We start from the raw sequence: 24,151 nt of genomic DNA, 5'->3' as shown, positions 1-24,151 counted from the left end.
CTTCAGACTCGCTCGATGGCCCGCTCGCCGAACAGGCCGGCCGGGCGGATGTAAAGGAAGACCAGCGCCAGGACATAGGCGAACCAGGGGGTGATGCCGCCGCCGATCAGCGGGCCGATATAGACCTCGGCAAGGTTCTCGGCGGCGCCGACGATCAGACCGCCGACGATGGCTCCGCCGATCGAGGTGAAACCGCCGATGATCAGCACCGGTAGCGCCTTGAGCACCACCAGCGACAGCGAAAACTGCACGCCCTGGCGCGCGCCCCAGAGCAGCCCCGCGACCAGGCCAACGACACCGGCCACCGCCCAGACGATCTGCCAGATACGGTTGAGGTGGATGCCGATCGACAGTGCCGCCTGGGTGTCATCGGCCACCGCGCGCAGCGAGATGCCGATGCGGGTCTTGTTGAACAGCAGCGCCAGCACGACGACCAGCACCACGGCTGTGGCGGCAGCGATCAGGTCGAACTGGCTGAGCATCACGCCGTGGACGAACAGCGGTATATCGTCGATGCCCAGGTCCAATGCCCGCACCTGGGAGCCCATCAAGCCCTGGGCCAGGCCCTCAATGATGAACGACAGGCCGAGGGTGGCCATGAACAGGGTGATCTGCGAACGGTTGACCAGCGGCCGCAGCACCAGGCGCTCGATCAGCAGCGCGCCGATCACCATCACCACCACGGTCAGCAGCAGCGCCAAGGCGAAGGGCACGCCCTGCTCGTGCAGGCTAACGAAGGTCAGCGCGGCAAACAGCAGCATCGAGCCCTGGGCGAAGTTGAACACGCCGCTGGCCTTGTAGATCAGCACGAAGCCAATGGCGACCAGCGAATACAGGGTGCCGGCGAGCAGGCCGCCGATCAGGGTTTCCAGGAAGAAGGCCATCAGTGCACCGCTCCCAGGTAGGCCGCGACCACTTCCGGGTTGGCCTGCACCTCGGCCGGCGTGCCGTCGCCGACCTTGCGCCCGTAGTCAAGCACCACCACGTGGTCGGACAGGCCCATCACCACGCCCATGTCGTGTTCGATCAGCACCACGGTGGTGCCGAGGTCGCGATTGACGCCGGCGATGAACCGGGCCATTTCCTGCTTCTCCTCGGCGTTCATCCCAGCCATCGGCTCGTCCAGCAGCAACAGGGTTGGCCCGGCGATCAATGCCCTGCCCAGCTCGACACGCTTTTGCAGGCCGTAGGACAGGTTGCCCACTGGCACATCACGCAAGGCCTGCAGTTCAAGCAGTTGCAGGACCTGCTGGGCCTTGCGCCGAAACACCTCGGCCTCGCGCCGCGCCCGTGGCAGGCCCAGGGCCTGTTCGAGAAAGTGGCTGTGCTGGTAGCGCGACAGCCCGGTGAGCAGGTTGTCGAGCACGCTCATCTTCTTGAACAGCGCGTTGTTCTGGAAGGTGCGGCCAATGCCACGGCGCGCGGCGTCCAGCGGATCGATACGGCGAAAGCGCTGCCGCTCGAAGACGATCTCGCCGCTGTCGAAGCGGTAGACACCGTTCAGTAGGTTGAGCAGCGAACTCTTGCCGGCGCCGTTGGGCCCGATCAGCGCGCAGATCTCGCCACGGCGGACCTCGAACGACAGTTGGTTGATGGCTTTCACGCCCTTGAACGACAGGGATATGTCCCGCACCTGCAAAATCGGCTCGGCCACACTCATGCGCTTTTCCGTCCCGGGGCCTGGAGCCGCCATTGGTTGAAGGTTGCCGGCAGCTTCACGGGCTGACTCGGCTGCCAGATGTATTGCAGGCGCTGGAACCCCAGCAGCCGGCGCACCCGTTGCTTGAGCAGGCGCGCGATGAGGCGTTCGGGATGGGCCAGCGACCATTCGCACAGGCGGCGACGCCAGGTGCCCGGGGCCGCCAGGCGCTGCTCGATCTCGTCGGCCAGGGTCTGCAGGCGCTCGGGGGAAAGCAGCAGTCCGGAGGGCGCCACCTCGCGGCGATCGCGACTGGCACTGTCGCGGCTCTCGGCGAACGCCAGGCTGTGGCCGCTGTTCAGCCACTGGTCAAGCAGCACCGCTAGGCCGCCCGACCAATCGGTCCCCTCCTCGCTCCAGAGTTGCGGCTGCGCCAGCGGCGCCCGCCACAGCACGATCGGGCGCGGTGCCTGGTTGTCACCACAAAGGCTGGCAAAGGCCAGCACGGTCTGGCGCGGCAAGCCCGGTAGCCGGCCGGGCAGTTGGTTGGCTATCAGCACGCCGGGAGCGCTGTCCGCCTCGCCGGCGGCGAGCCAGTCGAGCAATTGCTGGCGGCTGTCGACAAAACCGTGGCTGGGTTGCAGGCGCCAGAACGCCTGGCCAAGGGCTTCGGCACTCAGGTCCGGCGCCAGGCTGAAGACCTGGCCGCCGATGGAATGGGCTGCCAGGGCCACCAACAGCAGGTTAGGTTCAAGGCTACCGCTGAGCGCCAGCCGCGACTCGGCGCTGAAACCCTGCTGGCGCAGGCCATCGGCCAGGCGCTCGACTTCGCGCAGGGTGTCGATCCAGCGCCAGCTGTGCCATTGGCCATGGCGCTTGTGGCGCAAGGCGCTTTGCAGCGGACTGACCTGGGCCCAGTGCCGCAACTGTTCGAGGGCGGCGGGAAGGATCGAGACCGTTTCGGGTTGCGGCGGCAGGGTCGCTGGCGGACGCTTGAGTTCGTGCACGCTCATGGGGATCACCTCGTTCAGTCATGTGGCGAGGGGGCTTGCCCCCGTCGGGGTGCGAAGCACCCCTGAAATCGGCGATTGCGGTGTGTCAGGTGGAATACGCCGATAGGTTTGCGACTGCTGTGCAGTCGAGCGCGGGCGAGCCCGCTCGCCACAACAGGTCCCGGTACCCGGCCCCCGGATGAACATCCGAGAGCTTCGGCCCGGCGCCGAACAGCTTCTCGCGCAAGGTCCCCGGCGCGTACGCCTTCTTGTACACGCCGCGTTTCTGCAGCTCCGGCACCAGCCACTCGACCGCATCGACGAAGGTCTCATGGGTCAGCGCATAGGCCAGGTTGAAACCATCGACGTCGGTGTCCTCGACCCACTCCTGCAGCAGGTCGGCCACCGTCTCCGGCCCACCGACGAACAGCGGCCCGAAACCACCGATGCCCACCCAGTCAGCCAGCTCGTTCGGCGTCCAGACACGGTTTGGATCCGCCGTGGAAAAGGTCTCCACCGCCGACTGGATCGCGTTGGTGTGCACATGCCGCAGCGGCTCGTCCGGCTTGAACTGACTGAAGTCGATCCCGGTCCAGCCGGAAATCAGCGCCAGCGCACCCTCATAGCTGACGTAGGATTTGTACTCCTCGAACTTGGCCTTGGCCTTGGCGTCGGTCTCATCGACGATCACCGTCTGCAGGTTGAAGATCAGGATGCTCCTCGGGTCGCGCCCGGCCTCGGCGGCGCGCCGGCGGATATCGGCCACCACCTTCTTGAGCAGCACCTTGGACGGCGCCGCGACGAACACGCACTCGGCATGCTCGGCGGCGAACTGCTTGCCGCGGCTCGACGCCCCCGCCTGGTACAACACCGGCGTGCGCTGCGGCGAGGGCTCGCACAGGTGGATGCCGGGCACCTGGAAGTGTTTGCCGAAGTGCTGGATCTCGTGAATCTTGCGCGGGTCGCTGAACAGCTTGCGCTCGCGGTCACGCAACACCGCGCCGTCTTCCCAACTGCCTTCCCAGAGCTTGTAGCAAACCTCCAGGTACTCCTCGGCGTAGTCGTAGCGCGCGTCGTGCTCGGTCTGGGCGCGCTGGCCGAGGTTCTTCGCCCCGCTCTCCAGGTACGAGGTGACGATGTTCCAGCCGGCGCGGCCCTTGGTCAGGTGATCGAGAGTCGACAGCCGCCGGGCGAACGGATACGGGTGCTCGAAAGACAGCGAGGCGGTCAGGCCAAAGCCCAGGTGCTCGGTCACCAGCGCCATCGGCGGGATCAGTTGCAGCGGATCGTTGACCGGCACCTGCGCCGCCTGGCGGATCGCTGCATCACCGTTGCCGTTGTAGACGTCATAGATGCCGAGCACGTCGGCGATGAACAGGCCATCGAACTTGCCACGCTCGAGGATCTTCGCCAGGTCGGTCCAGTACTCCAGGTCCTTGTACTGCCAGGAACGATCCCGTGGGTGGGCCCACAGGCCAGGAGACTGGTGGCCCACGCAGTTCATGTCGAAGGCATTGAGGCGGATTTCACGGGACATCGACAGCACTCCTGGAACGGTCGGGCAGCACGCCATTGAGGCGGAAGTTGCCAATCAGCTTGTATTTGAGGTGCAGGGGGTCCTGCAGCGGGTCATGGCTGGGTGACACCACGGCACGCTGGCCGGTCAGCGCCCACTCGGTGTTGCCCACCTGTTGCAGGGCCTCGGCGCTGGCGATCGCCGCTTCGGTGGCGGCGATCAGCTTTTCCGCCTCGTCGTGGGGGCCGTCGGCAAAACGCTGGGCACGTTCGATCAGGGCGGTGGCGACCTCGATGCGGATCTGCAGGTCACCGAACTGGCTGATCACCTGCGGGTCGCGTGCCTGGCTGGCATGGCCGCGCACGGCGGCAAGGGTCCGCTCCAGACCGCTGCGGGCAGCCTGCAGGTCGGCGCTGGCATGGTTCAGCGCGGCTTCTCGGGGAATGGCTTGATTCAATGCGTTCATCACGAACTCCTAGTTCCAGGCATGCCGGGCCGGCTTGACGCCGTTGAGCAGGTAGTTGCCGATCAGGTGGTATTTCCAGCGCGCGGGGTCATGCAGGGTGTGGGTGCGAGCGTTGCGCCAATGGCGATCGAGGTTGTGCTTGCCCAGCACCGAACGGGTGCCGGCCAGTTCGAACAGCTTGCTGGCGGCCAGCAGTGAGGTTTCAGCGGAGAGCACCTTGGCCTGGGCGACCACGACCGAGGCTTCGGCGACACTCTCCTCGCTCGGCTGCGCCAGGGCGCGGTCGATGGCCCGGCCGGCCTTTTCCAGGATCGCCTCGGTGCCGTGCACCCGCCACTCCAGGTCGCCGATGGCGGCCAGGCTGAACGGATCCTGCCAGCCGTGGTCCTGCTGACTGTCGATCCAGGGCCGGGCTTGACGGGCATGGCGCTTGGTCTCTTCGAGGGCGCCCAGGGCAATACCGGTGTCGACTGCGGCCTGGATGATCTGCGAGATCGGGCCGTTGGCAGTGGGCTGGTCAAACGCCAGGTGGGCGGGAATCACTTGGCTGCGCGGTACACGAACATCGAAGAACACCGCATTGCCACTGGCGGTGGTGCGCTGGCCGAAACCGTCCCAGTTGTCGACGATGGTCAGGCCCGGGGCATGGCGCTCGACGAAGGCGATCTGTGCGTTGCCCGCCTCATCGAGGCCGACCACCGGGACGATATGGGCGAACAAGGCACCGGTGCAGTAGAACTTCTCGCCGTTGATCACCGCCTCGTCACCGTCGAAACGGATGCGGGTGTCGAAGGTGCCGGCATGCTTGCTCTTGGCTTCGGAGAAGGCGTTGCCGAAGCGGTAGCCTTCCAGCACCTTGCTGAAGTAGTGGCGCTTCTGCTCCTCAGTGGCGGTCTGCAACAGGATGTCGAGGACACCGAGGTGGTTCTGCGGGATCTGCCCCAGGGATGGATCGGCGGCGGAGATGATCTTGATCACCTCGGCTACCGTCACATAGGACACGCCCGCACCGCCATAGGCCTTGGGAACGGTGATGGCCCACAGGCCGGTAGCGGAGAATTCGTCGAGTTCGGCAGCCGGCAGGCGGCGTTCACGATCGCGTACGCTGGCCTCGACGGCAAAACGTGCGGCCAGTTGCCTGGCGGCGGCAATCGCCTCTTCATCCGAACGGATGACATGGGCGACGGAGGTGGGTTTGGCGGCAGTTGTCATAGACCGGCTCCAGAGTCCTGTTGAACGCGAAAGAACGCATGCAAGGGACATAGCAGGAGTCGTGCCTGAAATTAAAACCTATACATTTCAATTGCTTATCAATAAAAACTAGAAACAGCTCTAGCTAGAAAATGGCCAAACTGTCCAGTCACTGTTGTTCTGGCAACAGTTGGTGAGAAATCACTTGAAGTGTGAAGTGGCTGGCGGCAGAGATCGTGAACCCACCGCCCTGACAGATATGCCCCTCACAGCACCACATTGCGCACAAAGCGCACCGCCACCTCGCCGTCGTTGCGATACCCATGCGGCTGGTTGCTCGGGAACATGAAGAACTCACCCGTCGCCACCGAACGTTGCTCCTCACCCAGCCAGACGGTCAGGCAGCCCTCGAACACATACAACTGCTCACTCCAGCCATCGTTGTCCGGCTCGGAGTGATACACCTCGCCCGGCTCCAGACGCCACTCCCACAACTCGACCTCACGACTGGCCATCGCCTTGGCCAGCAGGACCGCCTTGCTCCCGGGAATGGCACCGGCCCAGGCCAGTTCGTTGATCCGGCTCGGATCACGGGCATCCGGGGCCTGGATCAGGTCGCTGAAGGCCACGTCGAGGGCTTCGGCCACCCGGTCGAGGGTGGTCAGGCTGACGTTCTTTTCCCCCGCCTCGATGGCCACCAGCATCCGCCGGCTGACCCCGGACTTCTCCGAGAGCGCGGCCTGGCTCAACTGCGCCTCATGGCGCAGGCGTCGGACATTGAGGCTGACGTGTTGCAGAACCGAGGCACGTTGCGAAGTTTCTTTGTGCACTATATTGCTCACATAGTAGGTTTGCGCAGTATACTGCCCATCTTTCGGCGCATTGTGCGTCTCACCCAGGAAGCGCGCAAGGCCATGGCACCGGTCAAATCCAACAGTTTAATCCCTTCGATCCTGCGGTTCAGCAAAGCCGAGTGCGTGCTGATCCTGATCACCATGGTCTGGGGCGGGACCTTCCTGCTGGTCCAGCACGCCATGACCGTCAGCGGACCGATGTTCTTCGTCGGCCTGCGGTTTGCTGCCGCAGCCAGTATCGTCGCGCTGTTCTCGGCCCGCAGCCTGCGTGGCATCACCACGCTGGAGATAAAGGCCGGCGTGTTCATCGGCACGGCGATCATGCTCGGTTACGGCTTGCAAACCGTGGGCCTGCAGACCATTCCCAGCAGCCAGTCGGCGTTCATCACCGCGCTGTATGTGCCTTTCGTGCCGCTGTTGCAGTGGCTGGTACTGGGCAAGCGGCCGGGCCTGATGCCCAGCATCGGCATCATGCTGGCCTTTACCGGGCTGATGCTGCTGTCCGGGCCCAACGGTGCCGAGCTGAACTTCAGCTCAGGGGAAATCGCCACCATCATCAGCGCCATCGCGATTGCCGCCGAGATCATTCTGATCAGCAACTATGCCGGAAAGGTCGATGTAAAACGCGTCACGGTGGTGCAACTGGGCACGGCTTCGGTGCTGGCGTTCCTGATGATCGCCCCCACCCAGGAACAGTTGCCGGTGTTCTCCTGGACGCTGCTGTTCAGTGCCGTCGGCCTGGGCGCTGCCAGCGCGGCCATCCAGGTGGCGATGAACTGGGCGCAGAAGAGCGTGTCGCCGACTCGCGCCACGTTGATCTACGCCGGTGAGCCGGTGTGGGCTGGCATTGCCGGGCGGTTGGCCGGTGAGCGGCTGCCGGGGCTGGCACTGGTCGGTGCGGGGTTGATCGTGGCGGCGGTGATTGTCAGCGAGCTGAAAACCAAGGGTAGGCAGACCGAGTCGACCGAGCCTGAAATCGAGTCCGAGGCGGTGGACTCGAACAATCACTGAAGAGCGCTGGCCGTGACGCCAGCGCCCAGGGAACGTTACTTGCTCTCTTTGGCGATGGTGCCCAGGGACGCATCCTTGACCAGGTAGCGGCCCTCGACATCGCTCAGCTGCTTGAGGCTGTTACGCGCCATCACCACACCCATTTCCACTTCCTGCTTGAGGTAGACAACCTCGCCCGCCTTGACCGTGACGGTCGTGTCCGCCCAGTTCTCGGCCTTGGAACTGATCACGTGCTGGCCAGGCGTCACGAAGAAGTAGATGTACTGGTTGCCCCGGTTGTAGCCCATCTCCGACTCGGCTTCCTTGTCGTCGAGGAAGACGTTGAAACGCACCATCATGCCCGCATTACTCGGACGCACGACATACACCAGACCTTTATCCGCCACCGGCGCCTTGGGCAGGGAATACTGCGCAACTTCCGCCTGCATCTTTTCCAGCGATGGAGACGAGGCGCAACCGTAAAGCAGGGCGACGGAGAGCACGGCGGCGGTTTTGCAGAGAGTCTTGAACATGGGGATCATCCTTATGGATTGAAGACGCCAGTTGCCGATCGGGCAGTTCCTTGCGATCTTCTGGTAAACATCATGGGGGTGTTCAGCGAAATCAGCGCAGGCACTGTTCAGCGCGCCCTGGAAGCAAGCGGCACACGTGACAGTTTCGTGGAGGGAATGGGAAGTCATGTTCGATCCATCGAAACAGCAGCGACAGGTATCACAAAGCGCGGCGTAAATTAGCCATCACTATGATATCAGTCAAGTGAAACCGGACGCCCGCAGGAGCCGCTCCAGGCCCAGCCGTGACTGAAGGGATATGCGTCGTGATCGACGGCGCCTGCAGGAAAGATCGGAACACCTGCCCTGTGAACCCGTCATGCGCATCAGGCATTTACCACCTACCTTGTAGGATTCTGCCACAGGTTCCGGGTTGGTGATCCCGGACGGGCCACGTATGATCCTTGGCAAACTCCTGCAGATTAGAAGCCTATGTCACTGATAGTTCTACTGCTTCTGCCTTTTTTAGGTAGCTGTCTGGCAGCCTTGCTGCCGCATAACGCACGTAACACTGAATCGATTCTGGCCGGCCTGGTGGCCTTGGTCGGCACGATTCAGATGGCTTTGCTGTACCCGCAGATCGCCCACGGTGGCGTGATCCACCAGACCATCAGTTGGCTGCCCAGCCTCGGCCTGAACCTGGTGCTGCGCCTGGACGGTTTCGCCTGGCTGTTTTCCATGCTGGTGCTGGGCATCGGCACACTGGTGTCGCTCTACGCCCGTTACTACATGTCACCGGACGATCCAGTACCACGCTTCTTCGCCTTTTTCCTGGCGTTCATGGGCGCGATGCTCGGCCTGGTACTCTCCGGCAACCTGATCCAGATCGTGTTCTTCTGGGAACTGACCAGCCTGTTCTCGTTCCTGTTGATCGGCTACTGGCACCACCGCTCCGATGCCCGACGCGGCGCCTACATGGCGCTGACCGTCACCGGCGCCGGCGGCCTGTGCCTGCTGGCGGGGGTACTGATCCTCGGCCATGTGGTCGGCAGCTACGAGCTGGATGTGGTGCTGGCGGCCGGCGACAAGATCCGCGCCCACGCCCTCTATCCGGTGCTGCTGCCCTTGATCCTGATCGGCGCCCTGAGCAAGAGCGCGCAGTTCCCCTTCCATTTCTGGCTACCACGGGCGATGGCCGCGCCGACGCCGGTCTCGGCCTATCTGCACTCGGCGACCATGGTCAAGGCCGGGGTGTTCCTGCTGGCGCGGCTGTGGCCGGCGCTTTCGGGCAGCGAGGAATGGTTCTGGATTGTCGGCGGTGCCGGTGCGGCAACGCTGATGCTCGGCGCCTACTGCGCCATGTTCCAGAACGACCTCAAGGGCCTGCTGGCCTATTCGACCATCAGCCATCTGGGCCTGATCACCCTGCTGCTGGGCCTGAACAGCCCGCTGGCCGCCGTGGCCGCGGTGTTCCACATTCTCAACCACGCCACCTTCAAGGCCTCGCTGTTCATGGCCGCCGGCATCATCGACCATGAAAGCGGCACCCGCGACATCCGCAAGCTCAGCGGCCTGGTCAAGCTGATCCCGTTCACCGCCACCCTGGCGATGGTCGCCAGTGCCGCGATGGCCGGGGTGCCGCTGCTCAACGGTTTCCTGTCCAAGGAAATGTTCTTCGCCGAGACGGTGTTCATCAATTCCACGGCCTGGGTCGAGGCGGCGCTGCCGATCATCGCGACCATCGCCGGTACCTTCAGCGTCGCCTACTCGCTGCGCTTCACCGTCGACGTGTTCTTCGGTCCGCCGGCCACCGACCTGCCGCACACCCCGCATGAACCACCCCGCTGGATGCGCGCACCGGTCGAACTGCTGGTGTTCACCTGCCTGCTGGTGGGGATCTTCCCGGCCCAGGTGGTCGGCGCGATCCTCGCCGCCGCCGCCCTGCCGGTGGTTGGCGGAACCCTGCCCGAATACAGCCTGGCGATCTGGCACGGCCTGAATGCACCGATGATCATGAGCCTGATCGCCATGTCCGCCGGCGTGCTGCTCTATCTGCTGCTGCGCAACCAGCTCAAGCGCGGTCGTTTCAGCCGTCTGCCGCTGGTCGGGCGCCTGGACGGCAAGCGCCTGTTCGAGTCCGTGCTGGTGCTGAAGATGCGTGTGGCCCGGCGCCTGACCCGCCTGTTCGCCACCCAGCGCCTGCAGCCACAACTCTTCCTGCTGGTGCTGGCGGCCCTGGTCGCCGGACTGATCCCGATGCTGCACAGCAGCCTGAGCTGGGGCGATCGGCCGAAGATCCCCGGCTCGATCGTCTTCGTCACCCTCTGGCTGCTGGCGATCGCCTGCGCCCTGGGCGCCGCCTGGCAGGCCAAGTACCACCGTCTGGCCGCCCTGACCATGGTCAGCGTCTGCGGCCTGATGACCTGCATCACCTTCGTCTGGTTCTCCGCACCGGACCTGGCCCTGACCCAACTGGTGGTCGAAGTAGTGACCACCGTGCTGATCCTGCTCGGCCTGCGCTGGCTGCCACGGCGTATCGAAGAGGTCTCGCCGCTGCCCAACAGCCTGCGCAAGGCGCGCATCCGCCGCCTGCGCGACCTGTTGCTGTCGGTGCTGGTCGGTGGCGGCATGGCGCTGCTGTCCTATGCCATGCTCACCCGCCAGACGCCGAACGACATTTCCTCGTTCTACCTCAGCCGCGCCCTGCCCGAAGGCGGCGGCAGCAACGTGGTCAACGTGATGCTGGTGGACTTCCGCGGCTTCGATACCCTCGGTGAGATCACCGTGCTGGTGGCCACCGCGCTGGCAATCTACGCCCTGCTGCGCCGCTTCCGGCCGCCGCGCGAGAGCCTTGAGCTGCCCAACCAGCAACGCCTGCTGGCCAGCGACGTGGTCACCGACCTGGTCAACCCGCGCAGCGCCAGCGACACCGCACTGGGCTTCATGATGGTGCCGGCGGTGCTGGTGCGCCTGCTGCTGCCGATCGCCTTCGTGGTCTCGATGTACCTGTTCATGCGCGGCCACAACCAGCCCGGCGGTGGTTTCGTCGCCGGCCTGGTGATGTCGGTGGCGTTCATCCTGCAGTACATGGTTGCCGGCACCCAGTGGGTCGAGGCGCAGATGAGCCTGCGGCCGCTGCGCTGGATGGGCTTCGGGCTGCTCTGCGCGACGCTCACCGGATTGGGCGCGATGGCCTTCGGTTATCCGTTCCTGACCACCCACACCGCGCACCTGCACTTGCCGCTGCTGGGTGATATCCATGTCGCCAGTGCGCTGTTCTTCGATATCGGCGTGTACGCGGTGGTGGTCGGTTCGACCCTGCTGATCCTCACGGCGCTGGCGCACCAGTCGGTCCGCGCGCACCGGCCTCAGCTGGCCTCCTCGCCCGCCAAGCCGTCACTCAAGCCCGCATACAAGGGAGGCACCGTCTGATGGAAGAAGTCATTGCAATTGCCATCGGTGTGCTCGCCGCCTCCGGCGTCTGGCTGATCCTGCGACCCCGGACCTTCCAGGTGGTGATGGGCCTGTGCCTGCTGTCCTACGGGGTCAACCTGTTCATCTTCAGCATGGGCAGCCTGTTCATCGGCAAAGAGCCGATCATCAAGGACGGCGTGCCCCAGGACCTGCTGCACTACACCGATCCGCTGCCCCAGGCGCTGGTGCTGACGGCGATCGTCATCAGCTTCGCCATGACCGCACTGTTCCTGGTGGTGTTGCTGGCCTCCCGGGGCCTGACCGGCACCGACCACGTGGACGGTCGGGAGCCCAAGGAATGAATTTGCTACCGCACCTGATTGTCGCGCCCATCCTGCTGCCGCTGCTGACCGCCGCGCTGATGCTCATGCTGGGCGAGAAACACCGCCCGCTCAAGGCGCGCATCAACCTCTGCTCCAGCCTGCTGGGGCTGGGCATTTCCGTCTGGCTGCTGGTCTGGAGCCAGCAATCGGTGGAGCCCGCCTCCATCGGCGTGTACCTGCCGGGCAACTGGCAGGCGCCGTTCGGCATCGTGCTGGTGGTCGACCGCCTCTCGGCACTGATGCTGGTGCTCACCGGTATCGTCGGCATCTGCGCACTGCTGTTCGCCATGGCCCGCTGGGATCGGGCCGGCAGCAGCTTCCATGCCTTGTTCCAGATCCAGTTGATGGGCCTGTATGGCGCCTTCCTGACCGCCGACCTGTTCAACCTGTTCGTGTTCTTCGAAGTGCTGCTGGCGGCTTCCTACGGCCTGATCCTGCACGGTTCCGGGCGGGCGCGGGTGTCCTCGGGCCTGCACTACATCGCGATCAACCTGCTGGCCTCGTCGCTGTTCCTGATCGGCGCGGCGCTGATCTACGGCGTGACCGGAACCCTGAACATGGCCGACCTGGCCGTGAAGATCCCATTGGTGTCGGAAGCCGACCGTGGCCTGCTGCACGCCGGTGCGGCGATTCTGGCCGTGGCGTTCCTGGCCAAGGCCGGGATGTGGCCGCTGAACTTCTGGCTGGTGCCGGCCTATTCCTCGGCCAGCGCGCCGGTGGCGGCGATGTTCGCGATCATGACCAAGGTCGGCGTCTACACCCTGCTGCGCCTGTGGACCCTGCTGTTTTCCGGCCAGGCCGGTGCGTCGGCGTACTTCGGCGGTGACTGGCTGACCTATGGAGGCATGGCGACCATCGGCGTCGCCGCCATCGCCATCGTCGCCGCCCAGCGCCTGGAGCGCATGGCGAGCCTGAGCATCCTGGTGTCGGCAGGCATCCTGCTCTCGGCCATCGGCTTCGCGCAGCCGAGCCTGACAGCGGGCGCGCTGTTCTACCTGGTCAGCTCGACCCTGGCGATGAGCGCGCTGTTCCTGCTGGCCGAACTGATCGAGCGTTCGCGCTCGGCCAACGAGCTGCCGCTGGATGAGGACATCGACCCGCTACCACGACCACTGGAGTCGCTGCACCCACGCCCGGGCACCAACCTGGACGATGAACAGAAAGCCGTGGTCGGCCAGGTCATTCCCTGGACCATGGCCTTCCTTGGCCTGAGTTTCATCGCCTGCGCCCTGCTGATCATCGGCATGCCGCCGCTGTCGGGCTTCATCGCCAAGCTGAGCCTGCTCAGCGCGCTGCTCAATCCCCTCGGGCTCGGTCAGCAAGCACCGATCTCGCCGGCAGCCTGGGCCCTGGTGGTGCTACTGGTGGTGTCTGGCCTGGCCTCGCTGATCGCCTTCAGCCGCATGGGCGTGCAGCGCTTCTGGAGCCCGGCCGACCGGCCCTCGCCAGCCCTGCGTCGCCTTGAATGCCTGCCCATCGTCACCCTGCTCGGCCTGTGCATCCTGCTGACCGTCAAGGCCGAACCGCTGCTGCGCTACACCCAGGCCACCGCGGCCAGCCTCGCCAACCCCGAGCACTACGTCAGCTCCGTCCTGGCGACCCGCGCCCTGCCGAGCCCGACAGCCAAGGCCGTCGCACAGGAGGTGCAACCATGAAGCGCCTGTTCCCTGCCCCCTGGCTGTCCCTGGCGTTGTGGCTGCTGTGGCTGGTGCTGAACCTGTCGGTCAGCCCCGGTCATCTGCTGCTCGGCGCCGTCCTGGGCTTCATCGCACCGCTGATGATGGCGCCGCTGCGGCCGCTGCCGATCCGGATCCGTCGGCCCTGGGTGATCCTGCGCCTGTTCCTGCTGGTAGGACGCGACGTGATCCTGTCCAACCTGGCCGTCGCCTGGGGCGTACTCAACGCTGGCCGCCGTGCGCCACGCTCGGCCTTCGTCAAGGTGCCGCTGGACCTGCGCGATGCCAATGGCCTGGCCGCCCTGTCGATGATCTGCACGGTGATTCCCGGCACCGTCTGGTCGGAGCTGGCGCTGGACCGCAGCATCCTGCTGCTGCACGTGTTCGACCTGGGTGAGCAAGCGCCCTTCATCCAGCACTTCAAGGACACCTACGAACGCCCCCTGATGGAGATCTTCGAATGAGCGCCCTGCTCGCCAACGCGATCCTGTTCAGCCTGTTCCTCTTCAGCGTGGCCCTGGTCCTGACCGTGATACGGCTGTTCAAGGGCCCCTCGGCACAGGACCGGGTCCTGGCACTGGACTACCTGTACATCATCGCCATGCTGATGATGCTGGTGCTGGGCATCCGCTATGCCAGTGACACCTACTTCGAGGCAGCCTTGCTGATCGCCCTGTTCGGCTTCGTCGGCTCTTTTGCCCTGGCCAAATTCCTCCTGCGCGGCGAGGTGATCGAGTGAACGAACTGTCGTTGTGGATCGAGATTCCGGTGGCGGTGCTGCTGGTGCTCGCCAGCCTGTTTGCCCTGTGCGGTGCCATCGGCCTGCTGCGCATGAAAGACTTCTTCCAGCGCATGCACCCGCCGGCGCTGGCCTCGACGATTGGTGCCTGGTGCGTGTCACTGGCCTCGATCCTGTATTTTTCCGGGCTCAAGTCGGAACCGGTGCTGCATGCCTGGCTGATTCCAATCCTGTTGTCGATCACCGTACCGGTCACCACCCTGCTGCTGGCCCGGACCGGGCTGTTCCGCAAGCGCATGGCCGGTGACGATGTGCCGGGTGAAGTCAGCAGCGGTCGCACCGAAGGCGGCAGCTGAAATGCCGCTCGCTGTTCCTGGCAACACACCGCCCCCTGTAGGAGCCAGCTTGCTGGCTGACCCGACGCCATCGCCAGCAAGCTGGCTCCTACAGGGGATCGTGGCGTTGTTGATGACTGGGCTGGTCAGTGGCTGCGCCTCGGTGCCCTCGCCGGAGTCGCGCAGTGCCGCAGCCAACGAGCTGGCGCGCAGTCATCACTGGCAGGGCCAGCAGATCGACAGCCAACCGTTCCCGCTCAAGGCCTTCAGACCTGAGCAGTTCAGCGACAACCCACGCCTGACGATCTACCTTGAAGGCGATGGCTTCGCCTGGGTGACCGCCAGCCAGCCATCGACCGATCCGACCCCCATCGACCCCGTGGCGCTGCGCCTGGCGCTCGCCCAGCCGAGTGGCAATGCGGCCTATCTGGCCCGCCCCTGCCAGTACCTGAAACCGGCAGCCTGCAGCCGTGACGACTGGACCGACGCGCGCTTCTCCGCCGATGTGGTCAGCAGCCTCGACCGGGCCGTGGATACCCTCAAGCAACAGGCCCATGCGCAGACGCTGCAACTGGTCGGCTACTCGGGTGGCGCCGCCATCGCCCTGCTGTTGGCGGCACGCCGCACCGACGTCGAGAATGTCATCACCGTTGCTGGCAATCTCGACCACCAGGCCTGGACCCGCTTTCATCGCGTGCAACCGCTGACCCGCTCGCTCAACCCCGGCGATTTCGGCCCAGCCCTCAGCCATCTCAGGCAAATGCACCTGGTGGGCACCGACGACCCGGTCATCCCCCCGGAGCTGACTCGCCAGTTCGTCACCGAACACCCGAGCCAACCCGCCGCCCGCGTCCAGGTCATGCCCGGCTACAACCACCATTGCTGCTGGGCCGAGCATTGGGCAGAGCTGTGGCCCACGCTCGATCACCACTAACCGACTGGACCGAGCTTCAGGCGGCGACCAGGCGATCCACCACCGGCTGTTCACGGTGCTCGGCCTGCCAAAGGTCATAATTCATTTGCAACCCCAGCCAGAAACGCGCGGTGCTCAGCCCTGAACGCTCCAGGCGCACGGCCAGGTCGGGGCTGATAGGCGCCCGGCCATTGATCACACGCGAGAGCATTTCACGGGAGAAATGCAGCCTCCTGGCCATTTCGGCAATCTTGATGTTCAGCTCCGGCAGCATTTCTTTGATCATGACACCGGGGTGGGGAGGATTATGCATGGCCATGAACGGCCTCCTTTCAGTGATAGTCGAGATAATCGACCAACTCGACGTCCACACCGACGAATCGGAAAATCACACGCCAGTTACCGTTGACGGTCATTGACCAATAGCCAGACAACCGCCCTTTCAACGGATGCAGGCGATAGCCCGGTAGATCGAGTTCCCCGGGAGTCGCAGCCACATCAAGTGCGGCAAGGATAAGACCCAGTCGCTTGGCATGGCCAGCCTGGATCCCCCTCGTGGTCCCGGATTCAAAATAGGCCTTCAGGCCCTTGTGTTGAAAAGTCTTGATCATGACTATACCGTGAACTAACAGTTCACGCAGAACAAGATTCAAACCGTAGGCGATCCCGATTGTTTGACGGTGTATCGGGCACTGCTTATGTAGGAATTGCCGCCTATCAACGCTCCACAAAAAAGCTCCGTCCCTCACGCTTGAGCAGATCCAGTAGCATCTGCGCCGCCGGGGACAGATAGCCGCCGTCGCGCACCGCGGCCACCAGGGTGCGCTTCATGGTGGTTTCCTTGAGCGGCACCTCGCGCAGGTGCATCGCCCCGCGCACGTCTTCCAGGGTATTGCGCGCCAGGAAACTCAGCAGGCGAGTCTGGCCGATCAGCGGTGGCAGCAGGGAAATGGTATTGGTCTCGATCTGCACCGAAGGCAGCGGCAGGCCCCGGGCGAGGAACACCCCATCGATCCAACGCCGGGAGGAAACACCGGTGGCCGGCAGCACCCAGCGATAGCGCCCCAGATCCTTCAGACGGATCGGCCCGTCGAAGATCGGGTGGTTGCGGCTGGCGACGACCACCGCCTCGTCGTCGAACAAAGGGTGGGCCAGTATCTGCGGATCGCTGTCGAACTGCGGGCAGATCACCACATCCAGGCGACCGGCACGCAGTGACTCGCGCAGCATGTTGTCCTGGCCGATCACCAGGTTGAGGGTGATTTGCGGGGCACGCTCGAGCAAGGCCGCAGTCAGTTGCGGCAGCAGGTACTCGGCCATGCTCGAGGCGCAGCCCAGGCGGATATTGCCCAGCACGCCACTGGCGAAGTCGCGGACCTCGCGATGGGTCTCGGCGATGTTCTGCTGCAGTTGCCGCGCGCGCTGCTGCAACAGTACCCCGACCGGCGTCAGCTTGATCCGCCGCCCCTCACGCTCGAACAGCTTGGTGCCCAACGATTCCTCCAGGCGCTGGATGCTCTTGGTCAGCGCCGGCTGGCTGCGATTGAGCTTTTCCGCGGCGCGCCCCAGGTGTCCAAGCTCGGCGATGGTTTCGAAATAGGTCAGATCGCGCAGATCCATAATCAATCAACCAAAGTTATAGGTTCATGACAATTAGAAACTGGACTTGATCAATTGCGCTATCAATAATTTACCCATCGCGTCGATCTCAACGCCCTGCAACGGGTGCGTCCGGCGCTCTGGAGGGAGTTTTGTCCGATTCAACCCGTTTTTCCCTGAGCCACTGGCCACGCCCGCTGCAATGGCTGGCCCTGATCCTTCTCGCCGGCAGCGCCGGCCAACTGCTCAAGCACGCCGACCTGCCGGCCGGTCAGTTCATCGGCCCGATGCTGGTGGCGATCGGCTTTGGCGTCAGCGGCGCCCGCATCCGCATTCACCGCCAGGCATTCCGCCTGGGCCAGGGCTGCATCGGCCTGCTGGCCGCGCACTCGATGACCCTGGCCGTGCTCGAAGCCATGGCCGACTCCTGGCACCTGATGCTGTTCGCCACGGTGCTGACGGTGGCCCTGAGCTCCGTGGTCGGCCTGGCGATGGTTCGCTTCGGCGGCATCCAGGCCAGCACCGCGGCCTGGGGTACCTCTCCCGGCGCGGCATCGGCCATGGTCGCGATGGCCGATGACTTCGGCGCCGACGGCCGGGTCGTGGCCACCATGCAGTACGTGCGGGTGGTCTGCGTGGTGGTGATCGGCGCGCTGGTCAGTCACGTGCTGGAAGCCCCGGCCAGCGGTGGCGCACAGCACGCGGTAACGGCAACCCAGCACAGCCTGGACCTGGTCAGCCTGGGACTGACGCTGGCGACCGTGGTGGTCGGCGTGGTGCTCGGCGCCCGCGTACCGGCCGGCGCCCTGCTGGTGCCCTTGCTGATCGGCGGCGCACTGCAACTGTCCGGCCTGCTGCACATCACCCTGCCAGCCTGGTTGCTGGCGACGGCCTACGGCGCCATTGGTTGCTACGTCGGCCTGCGCTTCGACCGCCCTACCGTGCTCTACGTCTGGAAGCGCCTGCCGGTGATGATCCTCAGTGCCATGAGCCTGATCGCCCTGTGCGCCGCCTCAGCCTGGCTGCTGGCGAAGTGGCTGGGCCTGGATTTCCTTTCGGTGTACCTGGCGACCAGCCCCGGTGGCCTGGACACCATGGCGATCATCGCGGTCGACACCCACTCCGATGTCGGCCTGGTCCTGGCGATGCAGACCCTGCGCCTTTTGGCGGTGATTTTCACCGGCGCCTACTTCGCCCGCCTGGTGATTCGCTTCGCCCGCCAGGACTGAAGCCTGGCCGCCGCCATTGCAGGGATGCAATCGCGGTGCTGCCGCCCACCTGCCCTTCGACACGGCTTAACGATTTATTTGACGTTTTTTTCTCATCTGCCCCTCTACATTCCCGCCCGAACAAACATGCGAATGATTCCTATTGTTTAACCAGAGTGGCGAATGAGGTGCAATTCGGCCCCGCTCCCGCTCTTCGGCATCTACCATAAGACCGTACACAAGACCGCAGGAGCTTCCACACGATGATTTCCCGTTTCCCTTCGCTGTTCAAAACGACCCTGCTGGCCACCGCCCTGCTCGGCGCCGGTCAGGTCTTCGCGGCGCCCAGCGCCGACGGTATCGTGGTCTATAACGCCCAGCACGAAGGCCTGACCAAGGCCTGGGCCGAGGGTTTCACCCGGGAGACCGGCATCAAGGTGACCCTGCGCAACGGTGACGACACTGAAATGGGCAACCAGCTCGTCCAGGAAGGCGACAAGTCGCCAGCCGACGTCTTCCTCACCGAAAACTCGCCGGCCATGGTGCTGGTCGATAACGCCAAGCTGTTCGCCCCAGTTGCCCCGACCACCCTGGAGCAGGTCGGCGCCGCCTACCGTCCGGCCCATGGCAATTGGGTCGGCATCGCCGCACGCTCCACCGTGTTCGTCTACAACAAGGACAAGCTGACCGAGGCGCAACTGCCCAAGTCGCTGCTCGACCTGGCCAAGCCCGAGTGGAAAGGCCGCTGGGCCGCCTCGCCGGCCGGTGCCGACTTCCAGGCCATCGTCGCTGCCGTCCTGGCCCTCAAGGGCGAAGCGGCCACCCTCGACTGGCTGAAGGCGATGAAAACCAACGCCGCGATCTACCGTGGCAACAGTGCCGTGCTCAAGGCCGTCAATGCCGGCCAGGTGGAAAGCGGGGTGATCTACCACTACTACAGCTTCGGTGACCAGGCCAAGACTGGCGAGAACAGCAAGAACACCTCGCTGCACTACTTCAAGCACCAGGATCCGGGCGCCTTCGTCAGCCTCTCCGGTGGCGGCGTGCTGAAGTCCAGCAAACACCAGGAAGAAGCCCAGGCGTTCCTCAAGTGGGTCACCAGCAAAGGCGGCCAGGCCGTCCTGCGCGACGGCAACTCCTTCGAATACGCCGTCGGCGCCGGTGCCGACTCCAACGCCAAGCTGGTTCCGCTCAAGGACCTCGACGCACCGAAGGTCGATGTCTCGAAACTCGACAGCAAGAAGGCCGTGGCGCTGATGACCCAGGCCGGAATCCTGTAATTGATACCAGAGTCCAACCTCCCCCTGGCCCCCGCCGCAGCCGCTCACGCGCCTGCGGCGCTTTCGCATCGGCGAACCAGAAAACTGCTGGCTCGGCAGAGCAATCCGTGGATCATCGGATTGTCGCTGCTGATGTCCCTGCTGGCCTTGCTGCCCATCGCCTTCGTCGTCCTGTCGGCCTGGCAGACCGGCTGGAGCACTCTGTTGGAGCTGGTGTGGCGCCCTCGGGTGGCGGAACTGGCGGTCAACACCCTGCTGCTGAGTATCCTCACCCTGCCCCTGTGCGTGGCCCTGGGCCTGGCGCTGGCCTGGCTGACCGAACGCACCGACCTGCCCGGTCGGCGGCTGTGGTCGTTGCTGGCGACCGCGCCACTGGCCGTACCGGCGTTCGTTCACAGCTACGCCTGGGTCAGCCTGGTACCGTCGATCCACGGCCTGGGCGGCGGCGTGCTGGTCTCGGTGATTGCCTATTTCCCGTTCCTCTACCTGCCGATCGCCGCCACCCTGCGGCGCCTGGACCCGGCCATCGAGGACGTTGGCCAATCGCTGGGGCTCAAGCCCTGGGCGGTGTTCATGCGTATCGTGCTGCCGCAGCTGCGGCTGGCGATCTGCGGCGGCTCGCTGCTGGTCGGCCTGCACCTGCTGGCCGAATACGGCCTCTACGCGATGATCCGCTTCGACACCTTCACCACGGCGATCTTCGACCAGTTCAAGTCGACCTTCAGCGGCCCTGCGGCGCATACCCTGGCCGGCCTGCTGGCGCTGTGCTGCCTGGGCCTGTTGACCGTCGAGTCGGCAGCCCGTGGCAAGGCGCGTTACGCCCGGGTCGGCTCCGGCAGCGCTCGCCAGCAACGCACCGTGCGACTCGGGCGTGGCGGCAAGTGGCTGGGCCTGGCCCTGCCACTGCTCACCAGTGCACTGGCCCTCGGAGTGCCGTTGATCACCCTGGGCAACTGGCTGGTCGCCGGTGGCCTGGAGGTCTGGCAGGCTGACGAACTGTGGCCGGCGCTGCAGCAGACGCTGCTTCTCGGCGCCGCCGGGGCCCTGCTGACCACCGGCGCCGCGGTACCGGTGGCCTGGTTGTCGATCCGCGCCCCTGGCCGGCTGCACCGCCTGCTGGAGAGCTGCAACTACATCACCAGCTCGCTGCCCGGCATCGTCGTCGCGCTGGCCCTGGTGACCGTGACCATCAATTTCGCCCGGCCGATCTACCAGACCTCGATCACCGTGCTGCTGGCCTACCTGCTGATGTTCATGCCGCGGGCGCTGGTCAGCCTGCGCGCCGGTATCGCCCAGGCGCCGGTGGAACTGGAGAACATCGCCCAGAGCCTGGGCCGCTCACCTGCGCGAGCGCTCTGGCTGGTCACCTTGCGCCTGGCCGCGCCGGGGGCTGCCGCCGGCGCGGCGCTGGTGTTCCTGGCCGTGGTCAACGAACTGACCGCGACCCTGCTGCTGGCGCCCAACGGCACGCGCACCCTGGTCACCGGTTTCTGGGCCCTGACCAGTGAAATCGACTACGCCGGCGCCGCGCCCTACGCCCTGATCATGATCCTGCTGTCGCTGCCGCTGACCGGGCTTCTCTACCACCAATCCAAACGTACGGCGGGCCGATGAACGCTCTGGAACTCAAATCGCTGTACAAGTCCTTTGGCGCACAGACGGCCCTGGAGAACATCAACCTGTCGATCGCCACCGGCAGTCGCACGGCCATTGTCGGCCCGTCGGGATCGGGCAAGACCACCCTGCTGCGGATGATCGCCGGGTTCGAATTCCCCGACTCGGGCAGCATCGTGCTCGACGGCCAGCCACTGGTCGACGCCCACACCGCGATCCCCGCACACCAGCGCCTGATCGGCTACGTGCCACAGGACGGGGCGCTGTTCCCGCACATGACGGTGGCCGACAACATCGGCTTCGGTCTTGCCGGCAAGCCCAGTGAAAAGCAGCCCCGGGTCGCCGAATTGATGCAGATGGTCGCCCTCGATCCACAGATGGCCAGGCGCTGGCCCCATGAGCTGTCCGGCGGCCAGCAGCAGCGGGTCGCCCTGGCGCGCGCCCTGGCCCAGCGCCCTCGGCTGATGCTGCTCGACGAACCTTTCTCGGCCCTCGACACCGGGCTGCGCGCCGCCATGCGCAAGATGGTCGCGCGCCTGCTCTCGGATGCGGGTGTCACCACCATCCTGGTGACCCACGACCAGGCCGAGGCGCTGTCCTTCGCCGATCAGCTGGCGGTGATGCGTCAGGGACGTCTGGTACAGGCCGGGGCCCCGATGGATCTCTACCTGCGCCCGACCGACGAGGACACCGCGCTGTTTCTCGGCGATGCGGTCATCCTCCCGGCCCGGATCGAGGACGGCTGGGCGGAGTGCGAACTGGGGAAAATTGCGGTCAACAACGAAGGGCTGCATGGCCAGGCGCAGATCATGCTGCGCCCCGAACAGCTGCAGTTGGCGATGCCCGCCTCGGGCGAGGCCTCGGGTAGCCCGGCGGTGGTGACCGACTGCGATTTCGGCGGCAACACCTGCACCTTGACGGTGGAACTCACCAACGGCAAAAGACGCCCGCTGCTGGTTCGCAGCAGCGGGATGTTGGCCCCGAGGGTCGGCAGCCAGGTGCTGGTGTCAGCCCTCGGCCACGCCCACGTGCTGGGTTAGCAACTCAGCACGCCCAGCGTACGGGTTGGTCGGGCCCAGGGCGCGACCAGCCGCTCCGGAGTGCCACAGGCCTTGCGCTTCAACACGAAGTTGCGGCACTTGCCGGCGAAGCCGTGGCGATCCTGCACCATGTCCTGCTGCATCTGTGCCAGTTCCAGGTCGCGGCAGTACTCCATCGCGTCCAGGTCCGGCGCCAGCTTGTCCTCACGGGCCATGTGCGGTTCGTCGACCAGGCGCTGGGCCTCGCCCATCAGCCACTCGCCAAAGGCTTGCGGGCAACGCGGGCCGACCCCCTGGATCATCCCCATCGCCAGCGCCTGGGTGGTGCTCAGCGGCAGGCATTCCTGGGTCAGTTGCACGGCCAGGTCGGCCCCCACTGCCCGCGGCAGGCTGTAGGTCCAGTATTCGGAACCGTACAGGCCCATGGTCTTGTAGTGCGGGTTGAGCACGATGCCGTCGCGAGCCAGCACCACGTCTGCAGCCAGCGCCAGCATCACGCCACCCGCGCCCGCGCTGCCGGTCAGGCCACTGACCACCAGTTGCCGGGCGCTCAACAACTCGCGGCAGACATCATTGATCGCGCGGATATTGGCCCACGCCTCCAGCCCAGGCACCGCGGCCGCCTGGATGACATTCAGGTGCACGCCGTTGGAGAAGCTGCCCTGTCCGCCGCGGAACACCAGAACCTTGGTGTTCTGCGAGCGGGCCCAGCGCAGGGCGCTGACCAGCCGGCGGCATTGCTCGGTGCTCATGGCGCCGTTGTAGAACTCGAAGGTCAGCTCGCCGACCTCTCCCACCTCGCGATAGCGGATCGGCTGGTAGGCCTCCAGGCACTGGCGATGGGTACCGATCGACCAGTCGAGGGTCGGCACCTGGTCCAGGCGACCGGCCAGCACGTGGCGGGCCGGACGCTTGAAGGTTTCCTCGCCGGCGGCCGGCTTGCGCCGCAGCGAGCCGATCCACAGGCTGTGGTCACCGGTGGCGACCAGTACCGCGTCATCATGGATCGCCAGCAGTTGCCCCGGCGTGCCGCAGCGGCTGTCCAGGTGGGCGTCGTAGAGGTAGTACTGTTCGCCCTGAAGGTTGGCGAGTACGCCAGGCTGGCCATCGGCGGCGTCGATGCGACGCTTGATGAACTCGGCGCTGTCATGCCAGCTGAAGCTGCGGTCGCTCTGCTTCATGTTCGGTTGCAGGTGCCCACGCACCTCTGGCAAATCGTAGTTCAGTGGCGTCGGCTCGAAGTCGGTGCCGAACTTGGCCACCACCTCGTGGATGCAGGCCAGGGCCGCATCGGCCACCGGGCCGTTGTACAGCTGCGACTTGCGCACCTGGGCCGGCATCTCGAACTCACGGGTTGCCCAGATCGCCCCACTGTCCATTTCCTCGGCGGCCTGCATCGCGGTCACGCCCCAATACGACAACTTGCGGCTGATGGCCCAGTCCAGCGCGCTGGCACCACGGTCGCCGACGATCCCCGGATGGATGATCACCACCGGACGTTCGGTATTGCGCCACAGCTGTTCAGGAACACGGTCCTTGAGGAACGGGCAGATCACCAGTTGCGCGCCGCTGCCCTCGATCTGCTGGCAGACCTCCTCTTCACGGGTGAACAGCACCACGCTGGGTTCATGCCCGGCCTCTCGCAGCGCCAGCCAGGCACGCTGGGTAAGACCGTTGAACGCGGTCGACAACAGAATGATTTTCAATGAGCGCATGACCAACCTCCTCCTTGAGCACAGGTACCGGGCCCCTTGCCACGACGAGCAATCCATGGCCCGGCTGGAGTGGCT

Annotated in this window: 24 protein-coding genes; 12 read left to right on the top strand and 12 right to left on the bottom strand. The window is 65.2% G+C overall.

All coding sequences use genetic code 11. The features are described from left to right. Positions 1-2: 2 nt before the first annotated feature. The 7 genes from HU752_RS14770 to HU752_RS14740 all read right to left on the bottom strand — a co-directional run bounded on the left by HU752_RS14770 (position 3) and on the right by HU752_RS14740 (position 6,634). Positions 3-884, bottom strand: coding sequence for a branched-chain amino acid ABC transporter permease (locus HU752_RS14770; protein WP_186685546.1), 882 nt, complete (start codon positions 882-884; stop codon positions 3-5). After that, positions 884-1,660, bottom strand: a complete 777-nt coding sequence (locus HU752_RS14765; protein ID WP_186685544.1) for an ABC transporter ATP-binding protein — start codon at positions 1,658-1,660, stop codon at positions 884-886. Before HU752_RS14765 ends, HU752_RS14770 begins: the two co-directional genes overlap by 1 nt. Next, positions 1,657-2,652: an AMP-binding protein gene (locus HU752_RS14760; RefSeq protein WP_186685542.1), complete on the bottom strand. Its 996-nt coding sequence runs from the start codon at positions 2,650-2,652 to the stop codon at positions 1,657-1,659. The genes HU752_RS14765 and HU752_RS14760 overlap by 4 nt, the downstream gene beginning before the upstream one ends. 85 nt (positions 2,653-2,737) lie before the next feature. Further along, a complete protein-coding gene (locus tag HU752_RS14755) occupies positions 2,738-4,168 on the bottom strand; it encodes an LLM class flavin-dependent oxidoreductase (RefSeq protein WP_186685540.1) in 1,431 nt (476 codons plus the stop codon). Then, positions 4,158-4,613 carry an acyl-CoA dehydrogenase family protein gene (locus HU752_RS14750; RefSeq protein ID WP_186685538.1) on the bottom strand — a complete coding sequence of 152 codons (456 nt, stop codon included), beginning with the start codon at positions 4,611-4,613 and terminating at the stop codon, positions 4,158-4,160. The genes HU752_RS14755 and HU752_RS14750 overlap by 11 nt, the downstream gene beginning before the upstream one ends. Before the next feature lie 9 nt (positions 4,614-4,622). Next, positions 4,623-5,825, bottom strand: a complete 1,203-nt coding sequence (locus HU752_RS14745) for an SfnB family sulfur acquisition oxidoreductase (protein ID WP_186685536.1) — start codon at positions 5,823-5,825, stop codon at positions 4,623-4,625. A gap of 245 nt (positions 5,826-6,070) precedes the next feature. Then, positions 6,071-6,634, bottom strand: a complete 564-nt coding sequence (locus HU752_RS14740) for a helix-turn-helix domain-containing protein (RefSeq protein WP_186685527.1) — start codon at positions 6,632-6,634, stop codon at positions 6,071-6,073. 84 nt (positions 6,635-6,718) lie between these two features. Here HU752_RS14740 and HU752_RS14735 point away from each other — a divergent pair, with 84 nt between their 5' ends. Beyond that, entirely contained in the window at positions 6,719-7,669 is a 951-nt protein-coding gene (locus tag HU752_RS14735) for a DMT family transporter (RefSeq protein ID WP_225920145.1), read from the top strand. Between the two features lie 35 nt (positions 7,670-7,704). On the opposite strand, the gene HU752_RS14730 is transcribed toward HU752_RS14735, so the two are convergent. Then, on the bottom strand, positions 7,705-8,097 hold the full coding sequence (locus HU752_RS14730) for a DUF2846 domain-containing protein (protein WP_186685617.1): 393 nt from the start codon (positions 8,095-8,097) through the stop codon (positions 7,705-7,707). A 555-nt stretch (positions 8,098-8,652) separates the two neighbouring features. Between HU752_RS14730 and HU752_RS14725 the strand changes: the two genes are divergently transcribed. From HU752_RS14725 to HU752_RS14695, 7 genes are all read left to right on the top strand, one after another. Further along, a complete protein-coding gene (locus HU752_RS14725; protein WP_186685523.1) occupies positions 8,653-11,592 on the top strand; it encodes a monovalent cation/H+ antiporter subunit A in 2,940 nt (979 codons plus the stop codon). After that, positions 11,592-11,936, top strand: coding sequence for a Na+/H+ antiporter subunit C (locus tag HU752_RS14720; protein ID WP_007986256.1), 345 nt, complete (start codon positions 11,592-11,594; stop codon positions 11,934-11,936). Before HU752_RS14725 ends, HU752_RS14720 begins: the two co-directional genes overlap by 1 nt. Next, the gene (locus HU752_RS14715; protein WP_186685522.1) at positions 11,933-13,612 is read left to right on the top strand and encodes a monovalent cation/H+ antiporter subunit D; all 1,680 of its coding nucleotides are present in this window, start codon (positions 11,933-11,935) and stop codon (positions 13,610-13,612) included. Before HU752_RS14720 ends, HU752_RS14715 begins: the two co-directional genes overlap by 4 nt. Then, a complete protein-coding gene (locus HU752_RS14710) occupies positions 13,609-14,097 on the top strand; it encodes a Na+/H+ antiporter subunit E (RefSeq protein ID WP_186685514.1) in 489 nt (162 codons plus the stop codon). The genes HU752_RS14715 and HU752_RS14710 overlap by 4 nt, the downstream gene beginning before the upstream one ends. Next, entirely contained in the window at positions 14,094-14,372 is a 279-nt protein-coding gene (locus HU752_RS14705) for a K+/H+ antiporter subunit F (protein ID WP_186685512.1), read from the top strand. Before HU752_RS14710 ends, HU752_RS14705 begins: the two co-directional genes overlap by 4 nt. Next, complete coding sequence (locus HU752_RS14700; RefSeq protein WP_186685510.1) at positions 14,369-14,728, top strand: Na+/H+ antiporter subunit G; 360 nt, start codon at positions 14,369-14,371, stop codon at positions 14,726-14,728. Before HU752_RS14705 ends, HU752_RS14700 begins: the two co-directional genes overlap by 4 nt. A gap of 112 nt (positions 14,729-14,840) precedes the next feature. Then, positions 14,841-15,641 carry an alpha/beta hydrolase gene (locus tag HU752_RS14695; RefSeq protein WP_225920144.1) on the top strand — a complete coding sequence of 267 codons (801 nt, stop codon included), beginning with the start codon at positions 14,841-14,843 and terminating at the stop codon, positions 15,639-15,641. 16 nt (positions 15,642-15,657) lie between these two features. Here HU752_RS14695 and HU752_RS14690 read toward each other — a convergent pair whose 3' ends face one another. The 3 genes from HU752_RS14690 to HU752_RS14680 form a co-directional block, all read right to left on the bottom strand. Continuing rightward, positions 15,658-15,939, bottom strand: a complete 282-nt coding sequence (locus HU752_RS14690; RefSeq protein ID WP_186685508.1) for a HigA family addiction module antitoxin — start codon at positions 15,937-15,939, stop codon at positions 15,658-15,660. A 13-nt stretch (positions 15,940-15,952) separates the two neighbouring features. Beyond that, positions 15,953-16,231 (bottom strand): type II toxin-antitoxin system RelE/ParE family toxin, encoded by a 279-nt coding sequence (locus HU752_RS14685; RefSeq protein WP_186685506.1) that lies wholly within the window; start codon positions 16,229-16,231, stop codon positions 15,953-15,955. Positions 16,232-16,337: 106 nt separating this feature from the next. Then, on the bottom strand, positions 16,338-17,240 hold the full coding sequence (locus HU752_RS14680) for a LysR family transcriptional regulator (RefSeq protein WP_186685502.1): 903 nt from the start codon (positions 17,238-17,240) through the stop codon (positions 16,338-16,340). A gap of 131 nt (positions 17,241-17,371) precedes the next feature. Here HU752_RS14680 and HU752_RS14675 point away from each other — a divergent pair, with 131 nt between their 5' ends. From HU752_RS14675 to HU752_RS14660, 4 genes are all read left to right on the top strand, one after another. Continuing rightward, a complete protein-coding gene (locus HU752_RS14675) occupies positions 17,372-18,448 on the top strand; it encodes an AbrB family transcriptional regulator (RefSeq protein WP_186685501.1) in 1,077 nt (358 codons plus the stop codon). A gap of 242 nt (positions 18,449-18,690) precedes the next feature. Continuing rightward, positions 18,691-19,707, top strand: a complete 1,017-nt coding sequence (locus HU752_RS14670; protein WP_186685500.1) for an iron ABC transporter substrate-binding protein — start codon at positions 18,691-18,693, stop codon at positions 19,705-19,707. A 132-nt stretch (positions 19,708-19,839) separates the two neighbouring features. Then, a complete protein-coding gene (locus HU752_RS14665; protein WP_225920177.1) occupies positions 19,840-21,321 on the top strand; it encodes an ABC transporter permease in 1,482 nt (493 codons plus the stop codon). After that, positions 21,318-22,361 carry an ABC transporter ATP-binding protein gene (locus HU752_RS14660; protein ID WP_186685495.1) on the top strand — a complete coding sequence of 348 codons (1,044 nt, stop codon included), beginning with the start codon at positions 21,318-21,320 and terminating at the stop codon, positions 22,359-22,361. The genes HU752_RS14665 and HU752_RS14660 overlap by 4 nt, the downstream gene beginning before the upstream one ends. On the opposite strand, the gene HU752_RS14655 is transcribed toward HU752_RS14660, so the two are convergent. Next, positions 22,358-24,076 (bottom strand): hydrogenase maturation protein, encoded by a 1,719-nt coding sequence (locus tag HU752_RS14655; protein ID WP_186685494.1) that lies wholly within the window; start codon positions 24,074-24,076, stop codon positions 22,358-22,360. The two genes, HU752_RS14660 and HU752_RS14655, sit on opposite strands and share 4 nt — an antisense overlap. Positions 24,077-24,151: the final 75 nt, after the last annotated feature.

This window comes from Pseudomonas vanderleydeniana, from assembly GCF_014268755.2.
Taxonomy (GTDB): domain Bacteria; phylum Pseudomonadota; class Gammaproteobacteria; order Pseudomonadales; family Pseudomonadaceae; genus Aquipseudomonas; species Aquipseudomonas vanderleydeniana.
Note: the sequence above shows the minus strand (reverse complement) of the source record. Positions and strands in the feature narration are given on the sequence as shown.

Bases quoted from the DNA above. Each gene is read 5' to 3' on its own strand.
- HU752_RS14770 (WP_186685546.1), bottom strand. From the start codon at position 884: ATGGCCTTCTTCCTGGAAACCCTGATCGGCGGCCTGCTCGCCGGCACC.
- HU752_RS14765 (WP_186685544.1), bottom strand. From the start codon at position 1,660: ATGAGTGTGGCCGAGCCGATTTTGCAGGTGCGGGACATATCCCTGTCG.
- HU752_RS14760 (WP_186685542.1), bottom strand. From the start codon at position 2,652: ATGAGCGTGCACGAACTCAAGCGTCCGCCAGCGACCCTGCCGCCGCAA.
- HU752_RS14755 (WP_186685540.1), bottom strand. From the start codon at position 4,168: ATGTCCCGTGAAATCCGCCTCAATGCCTTCGACATGAACTGCGTGGGC.
- HU752_RS14750 (WP_186685538.1), bottom strand. From the start codon at position 4,613: ATGAACGCATTGAATCAAGCCATTCCCCGAGAAGCCGCGCTGAACCAT.
- HU752_RS14745 (WP_186685536.1), bottom strand. From the start codon at position 5,825: ATGACAACTGCCGCCAAACCCACCTCCGTCGCCCATGTCATCCGTTCG.
- HU752_RS14735 (WP_225920145.1), top strand. From the start codon at position 6,719: ATGGCACCGGTCAAATCCAACAGTTTAATCCCTTCGATCCTGCGGTTC.
- HU752_RS14730 (WP_186685617.1), bottom strand. From the start codon at position 8,097: ATGCAGGCGGAAGTTGCGCAGTATTCCCTGCCCAAGGCGCCGGTGGCG.
- HU752_RS14725 (WP_186685523.1), top strand. From the start codon at position 8,653: ATGTCACTGATAGTTCTACTGCTTCTGCCTTTTTTAGGTAGCTGTCTG.
- HU752_RS14720 (WP_007986256.1), top strand. From the start codon at position 11,592: ATGGAAGAAGTCATTGCAATTGCCATCGGTGTGCTCGCCGCCTCCGGC.
- HU752_RS14715 (WP_186685522.1), top strand. From the start codon at position 11,933: ATGAATTTGCTACCGCACCTGATTGTCGCGCCCATCCTGCTGCCGCTG.
- HU752_RS14710 (WP_186685514.1), top strand. From the start codon at position 13,609: ATGAAGCGCCTGTTCCCTGCCCCCTGGCTGTCCCTGGCGTTGTGGCTG.
- HU752_RS14705 (WP_186685512.1), top strand. From the start codon at position 14,094: ATGAGCGCCCTGCTCGCCAACGCGATCCTGTTCAGCCTGTTCCTCTTC.
- HU752_RS14695 (WP_225920144.1), top strand. From the start codon at position 14,841: ATGACTGGGCTGGTCAGTGGCTGCGCCTCGGTGCCCTCGCCGGAGTCG.
- HU752_RS14690 (WP_186685508.1), bottom strand. From the start codon at position 15,939: ATGGCCATGCATAATCCTCCCCACCCCGGTGTCATGATCAAAGAAATG.
- HU752_RS14685 (WP_186685506.1), bottom strand. From the start codon at position 16,231: ATGATCAAGACTTTTCAACACAAGGGCCTGAAGGCCTATTTTGAATCC.
- HU752_RS14680 (WP_186685502.1), bottom strand. From the start codon at position 17,240: ATGGATCTGCGCGATCTGACCTATTTCGAAACCATCGCCGAGCTTGGA.
- HU752_RS14670 (WP_186685500.1), top strand. From the start codon at position 18,691: ATGATTTCCCGTTTCCCTTCGCTGTTCAAAACGACCCTGCTGGCCACC.
- HU752_RS14665 (WP_225920177.1), top strand. From the start codon at position 19,840: ATGTCCCTGCTGGCCTTGCTGCCCATCGCCTTCGTCGTCCTGTCGGCC.
- HU752_RS14660 (WP_186685495.1), top strand. From the start codon at position 21,318: ATGAACGCTCTGGAACTCAAATCGCTGTACAAGTCCTTTGGCGCACAG.
- HU752_RS14655 (WP_186685494.1), bottom strand. From the start codon at position 24,076: ATGCGCTCATTGAAAATCATTCTGTTGTCGACCGCGTTCAACGGTCTT.